Origin of the sequence: Mycobacterium sp., assembly GCF_039583785.1 — a bacterium.
GTDB lineage: Bacteria > Actinomycetota > Actinomycetes > Mycobacteriales > Mycobacteriaceae > Mycobacterium.
The window spans coordinates 42,195-57,013 of the sequence record NZ_JAVKSG010000017.1; the positions used below are offsets into that span (position 1 = coordinate 42,195).

At 67.2% G+C, this 14,819-nt stretch carries 16 protein-coding genes; 7 read left to right on the plus strand and 9 right to left on the minus strand.

The window, feature by feature from the left end:
* Positions 1 to 116: 116 nt before the first annotated feature.
* Genes rlmB through carD form a run of 5 tightly spaced genes read right to left on the minus strand, consistent with a single transcriptional unit; the run spans position 117 to position 4,185 of the window.
* Entirely contained in the window at positions 117 to 1,046 is a 930-nt protein-coding gene (gene rlmB, locus ABDV69_RS08365) for a 23S rRNA (guanosine(2251)-2'-O)-methyltransferase RlmB (protein WP_343573207.1), read from the minus strand.
* On the minus strand, positions 1,036 to 2,448 hold the full coding sequence (cysS, locus tag ABDV69_RS08370; protein ID WP_343573209.1) for a cysteine--tRNA ligase: 1,413 nt from the start codon (positions 2,446 to 2,448) through the stop codon (positions 1,036 to 1,038). Before cysS ends, rlmB begins: the two co-directional genes overlap by 11 nt.
* Before the next feature lie 58 nt (positions 2,449 to 2,506).
* Positions 2,507 to 2,992: a 2-C-methyl-D-erythritol 2,4-cyclodiphosphate synthase gene (gene ispF, locus ABDV69_RS08375; protein ID WP_343573210.1), complete on the minus strand. Its 486-nt coding sequence runs from the start codon at positions 2,990 to 2,992 to the stop codon at positions 2,507 to 2,509.
* The gene (ispD, locus tag ABDV69_RS08380; RefSeq protein ID WP_343573212.1) at positions 2,989 to 3,660 is read right to left on the minus strand and encodes a 2-C-methyl-D-erythritol 4-phosphate cytidylyltransferase; all 672 of its coding nucleotides are present in this window, start codon (positions 3,658 to 3,660) and stop codon (positions 2,989 to 2,991) included. Before ispD ends, ispF begins: the two co-directional genes overlap by 4 nt.
* A 36-nt stretch (positions 3,661 to 3,696) precedes the next feature.
* Positions 3,697 to 4,185: an RNA polymerase-binding transcription factor CarD gene (gene carD, locus ABDV69_RS08385; protein WP_343573213.1), complete on the minus strand. Its 489-nt coding sequence runs from the start codon at positions 4,183 to 4,185 to the stop codon at positions 3,697 to 3,699.
* Between the two features lie 378 nt (positions 4,186 to 4,563).
* Here carD and ABDV69_RS08390 point away from each other — a divergent pair, with 378 nt between their 5' ends.
* Genes ABDV69_RS08390 through disA form a run of 3 tightly spaced genes read left to right on the plus strand, consistent with a single transcriptional unit; the run spans position 4,564 to position 7,647 of the window.
* Complete coding sequence (locus tag ABDV69_RS08390) at positions 4,564 to 5,064, plus strand: hypothetical protein (RefSeq protein ID WP_343573230.1); 501 nt, start codon at positions 4,564 to 4,566, stop codon at positions 5,062 to 5,064.
* Between the two features lie 40 nt (positions 5,065 to 5,104).
* Positions 5,105 to 6,535, plus strand: a complete 1,431-nt coding sequence (gene radA, locus ABDV69_RS08395) for a DNA repair protein RadA (protein ID WP_343573214.1) — start codon at positions 5,105 to 5,107, stop codon at positions 6,533 to 6,535.
* Positions 6,536 to 6,555: 20 nt separating this feature from the next.
* Positions 6,556 to 7,647 (plus strand): DNA integrity scanning diadenylate cyclase DisA, encoded by a 1,092-nt coding sequence (gene disA, locus ABDV69_RS08400; RefSeq protein ID WP_343573232.1) that lies wholly within the window; start codon positions 6,556 to 6,558, stop codon positions 7,645 to 7,647.
* 57 nt (positions 7,648 to 7,704) lie between these two features.
* Here disA and ABDV69_RS08405 read toward each other — a convergent pair whose 3' ends face one another.
* Positions 7,705 to 8,496, minus strand: coding sequence for a hypothetical protein (locus ABDV69_RS08405; RefSeq protein ID WP_343573215.1), 792 nt, complete (start codon positions 8,494 to 8,496; stop codon positions 7,705 to 7,707).
* A gap of 295 nt (positions 8,497 to 8,791) precedes the next feature.
* Here ABDV69_RS08405 and ABDV69_RS08410 point away from each other — a divergent pair, with 295 nt between their 5' ends.
* Positions 8,792 to 9,763: a PE-PPE domain-containing protein gene (locus tag ABDV69_RS08410; RefSeq protein WP_343573217.1), complete on the plus strand. Its 972-nt coding sequence runs from the start codon at positions 8,792 to 8,794 to the stop codon at positions 9,761 to 9,763.
* Here the strand turns inward: ABDV69_RS08410 and ABDV69_RS08415 are convergent.
* Positions 9,760 to 10,389: a carbonic anhydrase gene (locus ABDV69_RS08415; protein WP_343573218.1), complete on the minus strand. Its 630-nt coding sequence runs from the start codon at positions 10,387 to 10,389 to the stop codon at positions 9,760 to 9,762. The genes ABDV69_RS08410 and ABDV69_RS08415 overlap by 4 nt on opposite strands.
* A gap of 25 nt (positions 10,390 to 10,414) precedes the next feature.
* Here ABDV69_RS08415 and ABDV69_RS08420 point away from each other — a divergent pair, with 25 nt between their 5' ends.
* Entirely contained in the window at positions 10,415 to 11,296 is an 882-nt protein-coding gene (locus tag ABDV69_RS08420; protein ID WP_343573220.1) for an A/G-specific adenine glycosylase, read from the plus strand.
* Here ABDV69_RS08420 and ABDV69_RS08425 read toward each other — a convergent pair.
* On the minus strand, positions 11,293 to 12,051 hold the full coding sequence (locus ABDV69_RS08425; protein ID WP_343573222.1) for an alpha/beta hydrolase: 759 nt from the start codon (positions 12,049 to 12,051) through the stop codon (positions 11,293 to 11,295). The two genes, ABDV69_RS08420 and ABDV69_RS08425, sit on opposite strands and share 4 nt — an antisense overlap.
* Positions 12,052 to 12,161: 110 nt before the next feature.
* On the opposite strand from ABDV69_RS08425, the gene mhuD reads away from it, so the two are divergent.
* Together mhuD and ABDV69_RS08435 are read left to right on the plus strand one after the other, a co-directional pair.
* A complete protein-coding gene (gene mhuD / locus ABDV69_RS08430; RefSeq protein ID WP_343573223.1) occupies positions 12,162 to 12,473 on the plus strand; it encodes a mycobilin-forming heme oxygenase MhuD in 312 nt (103 codons plus the stop codon).
* Complete coding sequence (locus tag ABDV69_RS08435; RefSeq protein ID WP_343573225.1) at positions 12,454 to 13,806, plus strand: serine hydrolase; 1,353 nt, start codon at positions 12,454 to 12,456, stop codon at positions 13,804 to 13,806. The genes mhuD and ABDV69_RS08435 overlap by 20 nt, the downstream gene beginning before the upstream one ends.
* Before the next feature lie 158 nt (positions 13,807 to 13,964).
* Here ABDV69_RS08435 and ABDV69_RS08440 read toward each other — a convergent pair.
* On the minus strand, positions 13,965 to 14,819 hold an 855-nt coding region (locus ABDV69_RS08440), incomplete at its 5' end, for an AAA family ATPase (protein ID WP_343573226.1).

The window sequence follows — 14,819 nt, forward strand, 5'->3', positions numbered from 1 at the left end:
CCGACTCGAGAAGGTAGGGCCGGCGTCGTCGTGGCCACCATCGAATCGTTCGTGCACCTGCTCACCACCTCGCCAGACCGTTACATCCGGACCAACTCGAAGACGAAATCGTTCGGCTAGCTGCGGCGTTGCCGGGCGATCTCGGCCAGCACCACTCCGGCGGCCACCGACGCATTCAGCGACTCGCATGCGCCGGCCATCGGAATCGACAGCACCGCATCGCAGGACTGGCGCACCAGTCGGGACAGCCCCTTGCCCTCGGATCCCACCACCACCACGATCGGCCCGGCACCGTCCACATCATCGACGATCGTGTCGCCATCGGCGTCGAGACCGACCAGCTGCACCCCTTTGTCGGCCCAATCCTTTAGTGTCCGATTGAGATTGGTGGCGCGCGCGACGGGAATCCGGGCGGCGGCGCCGGCGCTGGTCCGCCAGGCGACAGCTGTCACCGAGGCAGACCGCCGTTCCGGAATCAGCACCCCATGCCCGCCGAACGCCGCAACCGAGCGGACGATCGCCCCGAGATTTCGCGGATCGGAGATGTTGTCGAGCGCGACCAGCAGTGCGGGCGGGTTGGTCAGCGCCGTCTTGAGTAACTCATCGGGATGCAGATAGTTGTACGGCGGAACCTGGAGTGCGATGCCCTGGTGTAAACCGTTGGTGGTCATCCGATCCAGGTCGGTGCGCGGCACTTCCAGGATGGCGATGCCGGAATCTGCTGCCAGCGTGACGGATTCGCTGAGACGTTCGTCGGCCTGGGCGCCGAGCGCGACATACAGCGCGGTCGCCGGAACCCCTGCGCGCAGACACTCCAGTACCGGGTTGCGCCCGAGAACATTCTCGACACCGTCGTCTTTGCGCTTGACGGGCCGGCGTGCCTGTGCTTTGGCCTTCTTGGCGGCCGGATGGTTCGGCCGCATGTGCGCGGGTGGAGTCGCACCGCGACCCTCGACACCACGGCGCCGTTGGCCGCCGGAGCCGACGGTCGGGCCCTTCTTGGACGTCTTGCGGATCGCGCCGCGACGCTGCGAGTTACCGGGCATCGGCCTGGGACTCCAGCGACCATTGCGGGCCGTCGCCGGTGTCGGTGACCTCGATGCCGGCGTCTTTGAGCCGATCTCTGATCTCGTCGGCCAGCTTCCAATCCCGTTGCGCCCGAGCCTGTTGACGGCGTTCCAACTCGGCGCGTACCAGCACGTCGACCGCACCCAGCGCGGCTGACGTCTCGTCGCGCGACTTCCAGCGCTCATCGAGCGGATCGCAGCCGAGAATGCCCATCATCGCCCGAATCGCGCCGGCTTGGGCCAGCGCGGCGTCGTGGTCGCCGGCGTCCAGCGCGCGGTTGCCCTCGGCGCGGGCGCGGTGCACTTCGGCCAGCGCCGCCGGGACCGCCAGGTCGTCGTTGAGGGCGGCCGCGAACCGCGGCGTCCACTCCCCCGGCTCGACGGCACCGACTCTGGTGCGCACCCGATGCAGGAACTCCTCGATGCCGGCGTAGGCGTTGACCGCGTCCTGCAACGCGGTCTCGGAGAACTCGAGCATCGAGCGGTAGTGGGCGCTGCCAAGGTAGTAGCGCAGCTCGGCGGCGCGGACGCGCTGCAGCATCGCCGGGATCGCCAACACGTTGCCCAGCGACTTGCTCATCTTCTCACCGCCCAGGGTGACCCAGCCGTTGTGCAGCCAGTACCTGGCGAACTGGTCGCCGGCCGCGCGGCTCTGCGCGATCTCGTTCTCGTGGTGCGGGAACACCAAATCCATTCCACCGCAATGGATGTCGAATTCCGGGCCCAGATAGGTGCGGGCCATCGCCGAGCACTCGAGATGCCAGCCGGGCCGGCCGCGCCCCCACGGCGTCGGCCACGACGGCTCGCCGGGCTTGGCGGCCTTCCACAGCGTGAAATCACGCTGATCGCGCTTGCCGGTCGCCACGCCCTCACCCTGATGCACGTCGTCGATCCGGTGCCCGGACAGCTGACCGTAGTCGGGGTAGCTCTGCACGTCGAAATAGATGTCACCGCAACCCTCGTACGCGTTGCCGGACTCGATCAGTCGCTCGATCAGCTCGACCATCTGGGTGATGTGCCCGGTGGCCCGCGGTTCGGCAGACGGCGGCAGGACGCCGAGCGCGTCGTAGGCAGTCGAGAACGCCCGCTCGTAGGTCGCCGCCCACTCCCACCACGGCCGGTCCGCGGCAGCGGCCTTGGTCAGGATTTTGTCGTCGATGTCGGTGACGTTGCGGACAAACGCGACGTCGCCGCCCCGTGCCGTCAACCAGCGCCGCAGGATGTCGAACGCCACCCCGCTGCGCACGTGGCCGATGTGCGGCAGGCCCTGGACGGTGGCGCCACACAGATAGATGGAAACGTGGCCGGGCCGTAGCGGGACGAAATCACGAACGGCACCGGTTGCCGTGTCGTGTAGCCGCAGGTCGGCGCAATCGGTCACGACGTGCCAGCTTACCTGGCCGGATAGGGCCCCGACGACCAGCGCGACGCCGAACGGTTCAGCTCAGCGGTCGGTCGACGTCGATCAGCAGGGCGGTGGCAATCGCGGCTCGGCCCTCGCCGCGTCCGGTCAGGCCCAGCCCGTCGGTGGTGGTGGCCGATACCGATACCGGCGCGTTCAGCACCGCAGACAGCACGGCCTGCGCCTCGGCGCGGCGCGGGCCGACTCGGGGCCGGTTGCCGACCACCTGGACCGCCGCGTTACCGACCCGAAAGCCTTGCTCGGCCAGCAGCTCGGCGACGTGGCGCAGCATCGTCACGCCGGTGACGCCGACCCAGCGCGGGTCGTCTACGCCGAACACGGCGCCGATGTCCCCCAGGCCCGCCGCCGACAGCAGCGCGTCGCACAGCGCGTGCACGGCCACGTCACCGTCGGAATGCCCGGCACACCCGCCGACGTCGGGAAACAGCAGGCCCAGCAGCCAGCATGGCCGGCTGGCTTCGATGACGTGGACATCGGTGCCCAGCCCGACTCGGACGTTCATTGGTTCACGATCGCGTGCGCCAGCAGCAAATCCAGCCTGGTGGTGATCTTGAAGGCTAGTGGGTCGCCGTCGACCACCTGCACCCGGCCGCCGATGTGCTCGACCAGGGATGCGTCGTCGGTGAACTCCGCCGTGCCGGCTTGCCGGTAGGCCCTGCGTAACAGCTCGGTGGTGAAGCCCTGTGGGGTCTGCACGGCGCGCAGGCCGGCCCGCCCCGGGGTGCCCAGCACGGCGCCGTTGGCGTCGACGGCCTTGATGGTGTCTGCGACCGGCAGCGCGGGCACCACCGCCGGATGCCCGGCACGCAGCGCTTCGACGACACGCACCACCAGATCGGGCGGCGTCAGGGCTCGGGCCGCATCGTGTATCAGCACGAAGTCGGGCTCTTCGGCGTCGGCGACGGCAGCCAGCGCCCGGCTCACCGAGTCGCCGCGATTGGCCCCGCCAGCCACCACAGTCGCGTCGCGGCCGAGGATCAACGTGGCCCGGTCGGTGCGGTCGGCGGGCACCGCAACCACGATGCGATCGACCACGCCAGACGCCAGCAGGCCGTCCACGGCACGCTGGACCAGAGTCCGGCCGTCGAGCCGATAGAACGCCTTGGGAACGCCGGCAGCCAGGCGTTCGCCCGAGCCAGCGGCCGGAACGACCGCGACCGTGCCGGTCAATGCGGGTCCTCGAGCGTTAAGAAGTTGTCAGGAAATTCAGGACGCTGCGGCCAGAGCCTCGTCGAGAATGGTGGATGCCCTGGCGTCGTCGGTGCTCTCGGCCAGCGCTAGCTCGCCGACCAGGATCTGACGGGCCTTGGCCAGCATGCGCTTCTCGCCGGCGGACAGCCCACGCTCCTGGTCGCGGCGCCACAGGTCGCGGACGACCTCAGCGACCTTGTTGACGTCGCCGGAGGCGAGCTTTTCCAGGTTGGCTTTGTAGCGGCGGGACCAGTTCGTCGGCTCTTCGGTGTGCGGCGCGCGAAGCACCTGGAACACCTTGTCGAGGCCCTCTTGGCCGACCACATCGCGGACGCCGACGTATTCGGCGTTGTCCGCGGGTACTCGAACAGTCAGGTCGCCCTGCGCCACCTTCAAGACGAGATACTCTTTCTGCTCCCCTTTGATGGTCCGAGTTTCGATCGCCTCGATCAACGCAGCACCGTGGTGTGGATAGACAACGGTGTCTCCGACCGCAAAATTCATCAGTTTCGAGCCCCTTTCGTTCCTCCATGCTAACACGCCGCGCCAACACGTGTGGAACAACGGTGCAGGTCAGGGGCACAGCAGGTGCGGAGAGGGGGTTGACAGACCGCGAAATTCATGCAACGAGGCAACCGGTTCAGAACCTGTTCGGCGCTGCTCACAAGCCCTTTGCGGTGTGCTGTTCGTCTCAGGTTCGGTGTTGCTGCCCTGCTCTAACCGGCTGCTCGCACCATCCCTGCCCTCAACTTCCCCCGACCAGACCGACCTACTACTGTGCATAGTCGAACCACAGGCGTTCGAGGGCCGAGCAGGAGGCTTTGAGTGAACCGCTTCGACTACCGCGTCCCGAGATCTCGTCACTCGGCAAATCTCGTCCGGCTGGCCGCGGGCGCCGCGATCGGCGCTGCCGCACTCTCCGGATGTGGCGTCGGCCAGATCGCGCAGACCGCCATGGAGCAATCCGCTGTCAACGGCAACACGGCGGGGGTCAAGGACGTCGCCCTGCGCAACGTGCACATCGAGGCCTTGCAGACCGGTGACTATCTACGCCCGGGGGCGACGGTCCCTCTCGTCCTCGTCGCCGTCAACCAGTCGCCGGACACCACCGACAGGCTGGTCGGTATCACCACCGACATCGGCAAGGTGACCATCACCGGCGACCCCACCCTGCACGCCAACGGCGTGTTGTTCGTCGGCACGCAGAACGACCAGCCCAAGAAGGCCAACAAAGGCGAGAACGCCGACACGGTCAAAGCGACCATCACACTGAGCAAGCCGATCACCAACGGCCCGAACTACAACGTCACCTTTGACTTCGAGAAGGCCGGCAGCGTCAGCGTGGCGGTGCCGATTTCGGCACCGGAACCCCCGCAGCGCTGACCTCGGCTGATTTGTCACACCCGCCGGATACCGTCACGGGGTGGCCAAGGCACGCATCCAGTACCGCTGCTCGGAATGCCGCCATGTCACCGCGAAGTGGGTCGGACGCTGCCTGGAATGCGGCACCTGGGGTTCCGTCGACGAGGTCGCGGTGCTCAGCGCGGTCCGCGGCAGCGCCCGTTCCATAGTGCGCCCGGCGTCGGCCGCCGTCCCGATCAGCTCGGTCGAGCCAGACGGAACTCGCCACTGCCCCACCGGAATTGACGAACTCGACCGCGTCCTGGGCGGCGGCGTCGTGCCGGGTTCGGTCACGCTGCTCGCCGGCGATCCGGGGGTGGGAAAGTCGACGCTGCTGCTCAAGGTCGCCCACCAATGGGCGGCTTCCGGGCGGCGCGCGCTGTATGTATCCGGCGAAGAGTCGCGCGGTCAGATCCGGATGCGCGCCGACCGGACCGGCTGCAGCCACGACGAGCTCTACCTGGCCGCCGACTCGGATCTGCATGCTGTGCTCGGCCACATCGAAGCTGTGCAGCCGACGCTGGTCGTCGTCGACTCGGTGCAGACCATGGCCAGCTCTGACAGTGACGGCGTCGCCGGGGGTGTCACGCAGGTGCGCGCGGTCACCACCGCACTGACCGCCGCGGCGAAAACCACCGGGGTGCCGCTGATTCTGGTCGGCCATGTCACCAAGGACGGCGCCATCGCGGGTCCACGCTCACTCGAGCACCTGGTCGACGTGGTCCTGCACTTCGAAGGCGACCGCAACTCGTTGCTGCGGATGGTCCGCGGCGTGAAGAACCGCTTCGGCGCTGCAGACGAGGTTGGCTGTTTTCTGTTGCAAGACAAAGGAATTGAGGGTTTGCCTGACCCGTCCGGGCTCTTCTTGGACCAGCGGCCGCAACCGGTCGCGGGTACCGCGATCACCGTGACCCTCGACGGCAAGCGACCGCTGGTCGGCGAAATCCAGGCGCTGCTGGCCACGCCGTCGGGCGGCTCCCCGCGCCGCGCGGTCAGCGGGATCGATCACGCGCGCGCTTCGATGATCGCCGCCGTGCTGGAAAAGCACGCCCGGCTCAAGATCGCCGTCAACGACGTCTACCTGTCGACCGTGGGCGGCATGCGGCTGACCGATCCGTCGTCGGACCTGGCGGTCGCGGTGGCGCTGGCGTCGGCGTATGCCAACCTGCCGCTGCCGGCGACCGCGGTGATGATCGGCGAAGTCGGGCTGGCCGGCGATCTACGGCGGGTCAGCGGCATGGAACGCCGACTGGCCGAAGCGGCGCGGCAGGGCTTCACCACGGCGCTGATCCCGTCGGGCAGTGGCACCGTGCCGCCCGGCCTGAAGACGCTGCAGGCACCGCACATCGGCGCCGCGTTGGAGCACGTCCTCAACATCGCCGAGCGTTGCGACACCGCGCCCGTGGCACCGCATCGACTGGACTCGGCACCCACGGAGCACAATAAGTGGTGATGACCCTCGGCGATGCAGCGATGAACGGCTCGGCGCCGCAGCAGCGTCCCACCCTGCGTGAGGCGGTCGCGCGGCTGGCGCCGGGCACCGCGCTGCGCGACGGGCTGGAGCGCATCCTGCGCGGCCGGACCGGCGCCCTGATCGTGCTCGGCTTCGACGACAGCGTGGAAACGATCTGCGACGGCGGCTTCTCGCTCGACGTGCGCTACGCACCAACCAGGCTCCGGGAGCTGTGCAAGATGGACGGTGCGGTGGTGCTGTCCACCGACGGCAGCCGGATCCTGCGGGCCAACGTGCAGTTGGTGCCCGACCCGTCGATACCCACCGACGAATCCGGGACCCGGCACCGCTCGGCCGAGCGGGCCGCCACCCAGGTCGGCTACCCGGTGATCTCGGTCAGCCACTCGATGAGCATCGTGACCGTCTATCTCAGCGGTGAGCGGCACGTGCTGGCCGACTCGTCGACCATCCTGTCTCGGGCCAACCAGGCCCTCGCCACGCTGGAGCGGTACAAAGCCCGGCTCGACGAGGTCAGCCGGCAGCTGTCCCGTGCGGAGATCGAGGACTTCGTCACGCTGCGCGACGTGATGACGGTGGTGCAGCGGCTGGAGCTGGTCCGCCGCATCGGCGTCGAACTGGACAACGAGGTCGTCGAACTGGGCACCGACGGGCGCCAGCTACGGCTGCAACTGGAAGAGCTTCTCGGCGGCAACGAGGCCTCTCGCGAGCTGGTCGTGCGCGACTACCACGCCAACCCCGAACCGCTGTCCAAGGCCGAGGTCGCCGTCACGCTCGACGAGCTGGACACCATGTCTGACGCTGAACTACTCGACTTCACCGCGATGGCAAGGGTTTTTGGTTACCCGTCGACGGCCGAGGCACAGGATTCGGCGGTGAGCTCGCGCGGCTACCGGGCGATGTCGGAGATCCCGCGACTCCAGTTCGCCCACGCCGACCGACTGGTCCGCGAGTTCGGCACGCTGCAGGGCCTGCTGGCGGCCAGCGCGGGCGATATGGAAGCGGTCGAAGGGATCGGTGAGATCTGGGCCCGCCAGGTGCGAGAAGGGCTGTCGCAGTTGGCCGAATCGACCATCAGCGATCCACTCAGCTAGGCGCGGCGACGATGCAGAGCGCTCACCGCGATGCGGAGCCGCGCTATCAGCTTCTGCTCAGCCGCCGGGAGCGGGTGGCGGGCCGGGCAGCGGCCCAGATCCCGTTGCGCCCGGCAACCCGGGCGGCGGCGGAGGGGGTGCAGCGCCCGGAGGCAGCGGCGGGGCCATGATGAACGGAACCGCAAGGGAGCGAAGGTTTCCCAGCTGCACGACGAGGTTGTAGGTGCCTGGTCCGATCGCCGGCCTCGGCAACGGGCAGTGCGGCGCCGAGCCCATCCCCGTCCAGGTGACGGCGGTGGTGACCTGCTCGCCGGGGGCGAAGGTCTTGACCAGGGTTTCGTTGGACGGCGCGCAGTCCAGGTTCGACCACAGCCGCTGGTTGTCGAGCGAATAGACGTAGGCGGCCAGCACGGCAGCTCCGACGTCGCGCTTACAGGCCACCAGCCCGATGTTGGTCACGACCATGACGAACTTCGGCTGGTCGCCGATGGCGTACTGCGGTGCGTTGGTCAGGCCCTTGACGGCCAGCGTGGAATCTGGGCAGTCGTCGCCTTCTTTGAGCACCGGCGGCGGCTGGACGGCGGCGGTCGGCGTCGCGGGCGGCTGGACGGCTTGTTCACCGGCCGCCGGCGGCTCAACCTGGGTTTTGACCTCGGGGTTCGCCCCCTGCGCTGTTTGAGTCGGCTTCTTGGCGGCGTTCGAGGTGTTGGTGCCGGCGTCTCCGCTCACCACTGCGACGATGATCGCGACGACGATGGCGACCACCACGACCCCGACGCCGATCGCCAATCCCCGGCGCCGCCAGTAGATCTCCGGTGGCAGCGGGCCTCGCGGTTGCAGATCCAGCACGGATACACGGTAAGGCCAGGTCACACCGACAGCGCCGACCCGGCTCGGCGTGTCGCCCAGCAAACTGTTGCCGAGTTGTTACTTGCTCTCGCTGCTGGTGGCCGGCCGCCAGAGCTTGCGGCGCGGCCACCAGAACCAACGCCGCGATCGCCGACTGACTGGGTATTTCCGAGCTGACGGTGAAAGGCCAGATCGGCCGGCTTTTCGGCAGGCCGCAGCTGCGCGACCGCAGCCCTTCTCACCCAAGATTGGGTAACTTCCCAAATCCGGGCTTAACTTCTGATAGGAAACTTCGGTGAACGGATACCGAGCGCTCGCGAAAGTTGCCGCCGTTGGTCTGATGAGCGGCCTCGCCGGCCTGTTGAGCAGTCCGGCCGCCCATGCCGACGACACGCTGCTCCCAGCGCTGGCGGGCAGCGACACGGCGATCATCCTCGGCGGAACCACCGAGCCGACGCCGTCGACCGCGTTCGCGCAGACAGCCGAGGACGTGTACCTGCATGCGCTGGGCTTCGACGGCGGCGCGACCTCCTCCACGGTCTGCGACATGGTCGCGACCGACCCGTGCGCCGCGCCGCTGCAGGTGCTGACGACACCCGAACTGATCCAGCAGGGCCCGAGCAGCTTCACCGCCGCGGACGACGTCACTCTTGCCGTGCTGAACGAATTCAAAGCGGACCCGGGCGCTTTCGACGCCGAGCACCCGCTGACAATCTTCGGCTATTCGCAGAGCGCGACTGCGGAGTCGATCGCCATGACCCGACTCGAGGCCGACGGTATCCCCAGCCAGGATCTGCACTTCGTCTTCATCGGGGATCCCTCGCTGGCGGAGACCGGCGCGTGGCCCAACATCGTCACCGACCTGGACGGGATCTTCGGGACCAGCCTGACCAACACTCTTCTGACGGATCTCGGCTTCGACGGCGTCCTGGGAAACGTGACGCCGGACAACCTCTACCCCACGACCGTCTACACGCTGGCCGGCGACGGGGTCGCCGACTTCCAGCCCGATTTCACCCAAGGTGGGCTGCTGGACCCGCTGTTCAACACGTTCTACCGGCACGTGGAGTACCTGGGGTTGACACCAACTCAAGTCGCCGACGCGACCACCACGACCGACAACTTGCTCACCGAAGTCAACATCTCCGACAACATCAACAACAACGACGCCTGGCTCAGCGCGGTATTCGATCACGGCGCCGCGAACAGCGGACTACTCGAGAGCGTGGTCAACTCCCTGGAGCTGTATCTCACCAACTCGTTCTAGGCGTCGACCTGGTCGCCGACGTCGCCGATGATGTTGCGGATGACCACCCGCCCGTCGGCGAGGTGATAGGTGGCGCCGACGATCGCCAAGTCGCCGGCGGCAACCGCGTCGGCGATCGCCGCCGAACGCTCGACCAGTTGGGTGCCGGTCTCGACCACGTGGCGCGCCTCGAACTCGTCGGCCCGGGTGAGGCCTTCACTGCGGCCCAGCAGAATCGACGGCGTCACCCGCTCGACCAGGTCACGGATGTAACCGCCGGGCAGCGCGCCATCGTCGAGCGCGGCCAGCGTCGCCTGGACCGCTCCGCAGCTGTCATGGCCGAGGACCACGATCACCGACACGCCCAGCGCGCTGACCGCGAATTCCAGTGATCCCAACACCGCGGAGTCGATCACGTGGCCAGCGGTACGAACCACGAACATGTCGCCGAGGCCCTGGTCGAAGATGAGCTCGGCGGCCACCCTGCTGTCGCCGCAGCCGAAGAGCGCGGTGGTGGGTTTCTGACCTTTGGCCAGGCTGGCGCGGTGGGCAATGCTTTGGCTGGGGTGCGCGGGCCGGCCGGCGACGAAACGCTCGTTACCCTCTTTGAGTGCTTTCCACGCAGTTACGGGATCGGTATTCGGCATGGCGCTCATTCTGCCGTAACCGGCCGTGACACTCTCCCTCGCGCCGAGTGAACTTCTGGACTGGTACGAGCGGTCACGAAGGGACCTCCCCTGGCGACAGCACGATGTGACGCCGTGGCAAATCATGGTGAGCGAATTCATGCTTCAACAAACACCGGTATCCAGGGTGGAGCCGATCTGGCGGGACTGGACCGCGAGGTGGCCGACGCCATCTGCGACGGCCGCGGCCAGCACAGGCGAGATCGTGCGCGCCTGGGGCAAGCTCGGCTACCCGCGGCGAGCCAAACGCCTGCACGAGTGCGCCATCGTCATCACCCGTGATCACGGCGAGCAGGTTCCCGACGACGTCGATGTCCTACTGACTCTGCCGGGAGTCGGCAGCTACACCGCCCGAGCAATCGCGTGCTTCGCCTACCAGCAGTCGGTGCCGGTGGTCGACACCAACGTCCGCCGGGTGGTGGCCCGGGCGGTACACGGCAGGGCGGACGCCGGGTCGGCTTCGGCGATCCGCGATCACGCTGACGTGTCGGCGCTGCTACCCAAAGACTCGACAGCACCTACGTTTTCCGCGGCTCTGATGGAATTGGGCGCCATCGTGTGCACCGCACGAACGCCGAAGTGCGGGCTGTGCCCGCTCAGCGCCTGCCGGTGGCGGCAAGCCGGTTTCCCGCCGTCGGAAGGTCCGGTCCGTCGACCGCAGCGTTACGCCGGGACCGACCGGCAGGTTCGCGGTCGCCTATTGGACGTGTTGCGCGGCAACGACTTACCGGTGACCCGTGACCAACTCGACGTGGTGTGGTTACGCGACACCGCGCAGCGCGACCGGGCGCTGGAGTCTTTACTGACCGACGGCTTGGTGGCCAAGACCAGCGACGGCCGATTCGCGCTGGCCGGTGAGGAGGGCTAGACCGCGGCCAGGAACAACTCCACCGCCCGACGGTACGCCTGCGGCGCGTCGTCGTGAACCAGGTGTCCCGCCTCGGGCACCCGCAAATATGCTGCGCAGTAACCATTCTCGCTCATGGTCTGCATCTGACCGGCGGGGGCCACGGAGTTACCCGCCTCGATGAGCAGCGTGGGTGACCGCACCGCCTGCCAGTGCGCCCAGTAGTGACGGGTGCCCCACTCGGCGGCGATCTCGATCCATCGAGACGGGTATCCGTGCAGCCGCCACCCGGTTTCGGTTCGGTCGAAGGCGTCCAGGAAGTACCGGCCCGCCACATCGCCGAACTCGGCGAATACCCTTTCGGCGGAATTGAATTCGACCGGCAAGTTGTGCAGCCATGGTTCCCACGGACCGGTGCTGCGGCCGCGGAAGTCCGGCGCCATGTCCTCGACCACCAGCGACGAAACCAACTCCGGCCGCTCGGCAGCCAGACACCACGAGTGCAGAGCACCCATCGAGTGCCCGACCAGCCGAACCGCGGTGCCCAGCGCGGCGACGGCGTCACCGAGGTCGGCCACGAAACGCTCGGTGCTGATCGGGAACGGATCCTCGATGTCGCGACCCCGGTGCCAGGGCGCGTCGTAGGTATAGACGGTGCCGAGCTGAGTAAGCCACGGCAGTTGACGCGACCAGGTGCTGCCGCGGCCCATCAGGCCGTGCACCAAGACCACCGGTTCACCGTGCCCACCACGACGGGTTAGCGGATCAGGCGCCATTTACCCATCTTTGCGCGCTTCAGGTCGGCCGCAGGGCAGATTGCTCGGCTCTGCCCCGGGCCGCTCACGGCCCGCATCGTCGGCCGAGGCCGGCGCGGTAGCCTTGCGCTATGCCAGTGGTGAAGATCAACGCAATCGAGGTGCCCGCCGACGCGGGCCCCGAGCTCGAGAAGCGGTTCGCCCACCGCGCGCACGCAGTCGAGAACTCGCCGGGTTTCCTGGGCTTTCAGTTGCTCCGCCCCGTCAAGGGTGAAGACCGGTACTTCGTGGTGACGCAGTGGGAGTCCGAAGAGGCCTTTCAGGCGTGGACGACCGGCCCCGCCATCGATGCGCACGCCGGCCACCGACAGAATCCAGTGGCGACCGGGGCGTCGTTGCTGGAGTTCGAGGTTGTGTTAGACGTTGCCGGATCTGGCCAGTAAGCCCCGCCTGCGCCGGGTGGCCGCGGTGGCGGCCGCCACCGCGCTCGTCGCCGCCCTGGCCCAGGGTTGCGCACCGCCACCCCCACCCTCGGCGAACGCAGCCGGCGCCAGCCGTGGTATCGACATGCGGACGCCAGCCGGACTGCGCGCGCAACAGACGCTGGACATGCTGAACTCTGACTGGCCGATCGGCCCGGTCGCGGTCGGTACCATGGCGGCTCCCAAGATGGCCGCCCAAATCCAGTCCATGATGGAGAAGCTGTGGTGGGATCGGCCGTTCACGCTGGACGGAGTCGACCTCAAAGCAGGTGCCGCAACCCTGAAGCTGACCACGTCTTACGGCGCACAGCAAGAGATTCGGATACACACCAATGACGACTCGATGGTGGACGGGTTCGACCTCACCACTGTGGCCCCGAAGATCTCGTCGTGGAGCGACGTCGACGCGGTGCTGAGCAAGACCAACGCTCGCTACTCGTGGCAGGCCACCAGAATCGATGACGGTCGATGCGATCGGGTGGCCGGTACCAAAACCGACTTGTCGCTACCGTTGGCGTCGATCTTCAAGTTATATGTGCTCTATGCCGTTTCCGACGCCATCAAGGCCGGGACGGTGTCCTGGGACGACCCGCTGACTGTCACCGAAAAGGGCAAGGCTGTCGGTTCGAGCATGGATCTTCCTGTGGGAGCGCAGATCTCGGTGCGCACCGCGGCCGAAAAAATGATTGCCACCAGCGACAACATGGCGACCGACATGCTGATCGAAAGGGTCGGCCCACAAGCGGTGGACGCCGCCCTGGCCAAGGCGGGCCATCACGACCCGGGCTCGATGACGCCGTTTCCGACGATGTACGAACTGTTCACTGTCGCCTGGGGCCGCCCGGACCTGCGTGAGCAATGGAAGCACGGCACCCCGGAGGACCGGGCCGAGATGCTACGACGAGCCGATTCGGCCATCTATCAACCTGATCCGTTCCGGGCGCACGTGCCGGCCTCCGATTCGGGTGCGGAATGGTATGGCAGCGCTGAAGATATCTGCCGGTTACACGTGGCACTGCAGGCCGGCGCTGTGGGCGCGGCAGCGCCCGTCCACAAGATCCTCGATGTCTCCACCGGGGTCGACCTGGACCGCAACGACTGGCCCTACATCGCCGCGAAAGCCGGTGGCCTGCCCGGTGATCTGACCTTCAGTTGGTACGCGGTCGACAAGACCCACCAGGCGTGGGTGGTGAGTTTTCAGCTGAACTGGCCACGCGATCACGGCCCCGCTATCACCGGCTGGATGCTGCAGATCGCCAAGCAAGTGTTTGCGTTGCTGCTCACCCAACACTGACAGGCGGCCGGGTGCCTGCGCTTCTCCGTCGTCTGCCGGCGACCTGGAATCACCGCGACTCCATCGAAACCGAGGCCCGCTACCAAGTGGCCGCGCCCGCCGAATAGCCGAGAAGGCCGGCTGACGCGTTGCGCCAGCCGGCCTTTTCGGGCGGTCTACTAAGTGGTCGTCCCCGTGCTGCCGGCGGCGTGCACAACGGAGCTCGCCAGGTCAGACTCGGCAGGTTTGCGGTGCCCGACGAAGCTGAACACCGCATCCTCGCCGGAACCTTCGCCGTCCCAGTTGTCCACGTCGACCGTGACGAGCTGACCCGGGCCGATCTCGTCGAAGAGGATCTTCTCGGAGAGCTGGTCCTCGATCTCCCGCTGGATGGTGCGTCGCAGTGGACGGGCGCCGAGCACCGGGTCGAAGCCGCGCTTGGCCAGCAGCGACTTCGCCTTGTCGGTGAGCTCCATTGCCATGTCCTTGGCCTTGAGCTGTTTGCCCACCCGGCCGATCATCAGGTCGACCATCTCGATGATCTCTTCGCGAGTCAGCTGGTGGAAGACGATGATGTCGTCGATACGGTTCAGGAACTCCGGGCGGAAATGCTTTTTCAGCTCGTCGTTGACCTTCTGCTTCATCCGCTCGTAGTTGTTGTCGCCACCACCCTGGGTGAAGCCCAATCCGACCGCCTTGCTGATGTCGGAGGTACCCAGGTTCGAGGTGAAGATCAGCACGGTGTTCTTGAAGTCGACCGTGCGACCTTGCCCGTCGGTGAGCCGACCGTCTTCGAGCACCTGCAACAGGCTGTTGTAGATCTCCTGGTGCGCCTTCTCGATTTCGTCGAACAACACCACCGAGAAGGGCTTGCGCCGCACCTTTTCGGTGAGCTGGCCGCCCTCTTCGTAACCGACGTATCCCGGTGGGGCACCGAACAACCGCGACGCGGTGAACCGGTCGTGGAACTCGCCCATGTCGATCTGGATGAGCGCGTCGTCGTCGCCGAACAGGAAGTTGGCCAGCGCCTTGGA

What these genes read in the sequence shown, in the direction of transcription:
- rlmB (WP_343573207.1), bottom strand. Translation starts at nt 1,046, where the DNA reads ATGCCCGGTAACTCGCAGCGTCGCGGCGCGATCCGCAAGACGTCCAAG.
- ispF (WP_343573210.1), bottom strand. Translation starts at nt 2,992, where the DNA reads ATGAACGTCCGAGTCGGGCTGGGCACCGATGTCCACGTCATCGAAGCC.
- carD (WP_343573213.1), bottom strand. Translation starts at nt 4,185, where the DNA reads ATGAATTTTGCGGTCGGAGACACCGTTGTCTATCCACACCACGGTGCT.
- disA (WP_343573232.1), top strand. Translation starts at nt 6,556, where the DNA reads ATGAACGGCTCGGCGCCGCAGCAGCGTCCCACCCTGCGTGAGGCGGTC.
- ABDV69_RS08415 (WP_343573218.1), bottom strand. Translation starts at nt 10,389, where the DNA reads ATGCCGAATACCGATCCCGTAACTGCGTGGAAAGCACTCAAAGAGGGT.
- ABDV69_RS08425 (WP_343573222.1), bottom strand. Translation starts at nt 12,051, where the DNA reads ATGGCGCCTGATCCGCTAACCCGTCGTGGTGGGCACGGTGAACCGGTG.
- mhuD (WP_343573223.1), top strand. Translation starts at nt 12,162, where the DNA reads ATGCCAGTGGTGAAGATCAACGCAATCGAGGTGCCCGCCGACGCGGGC.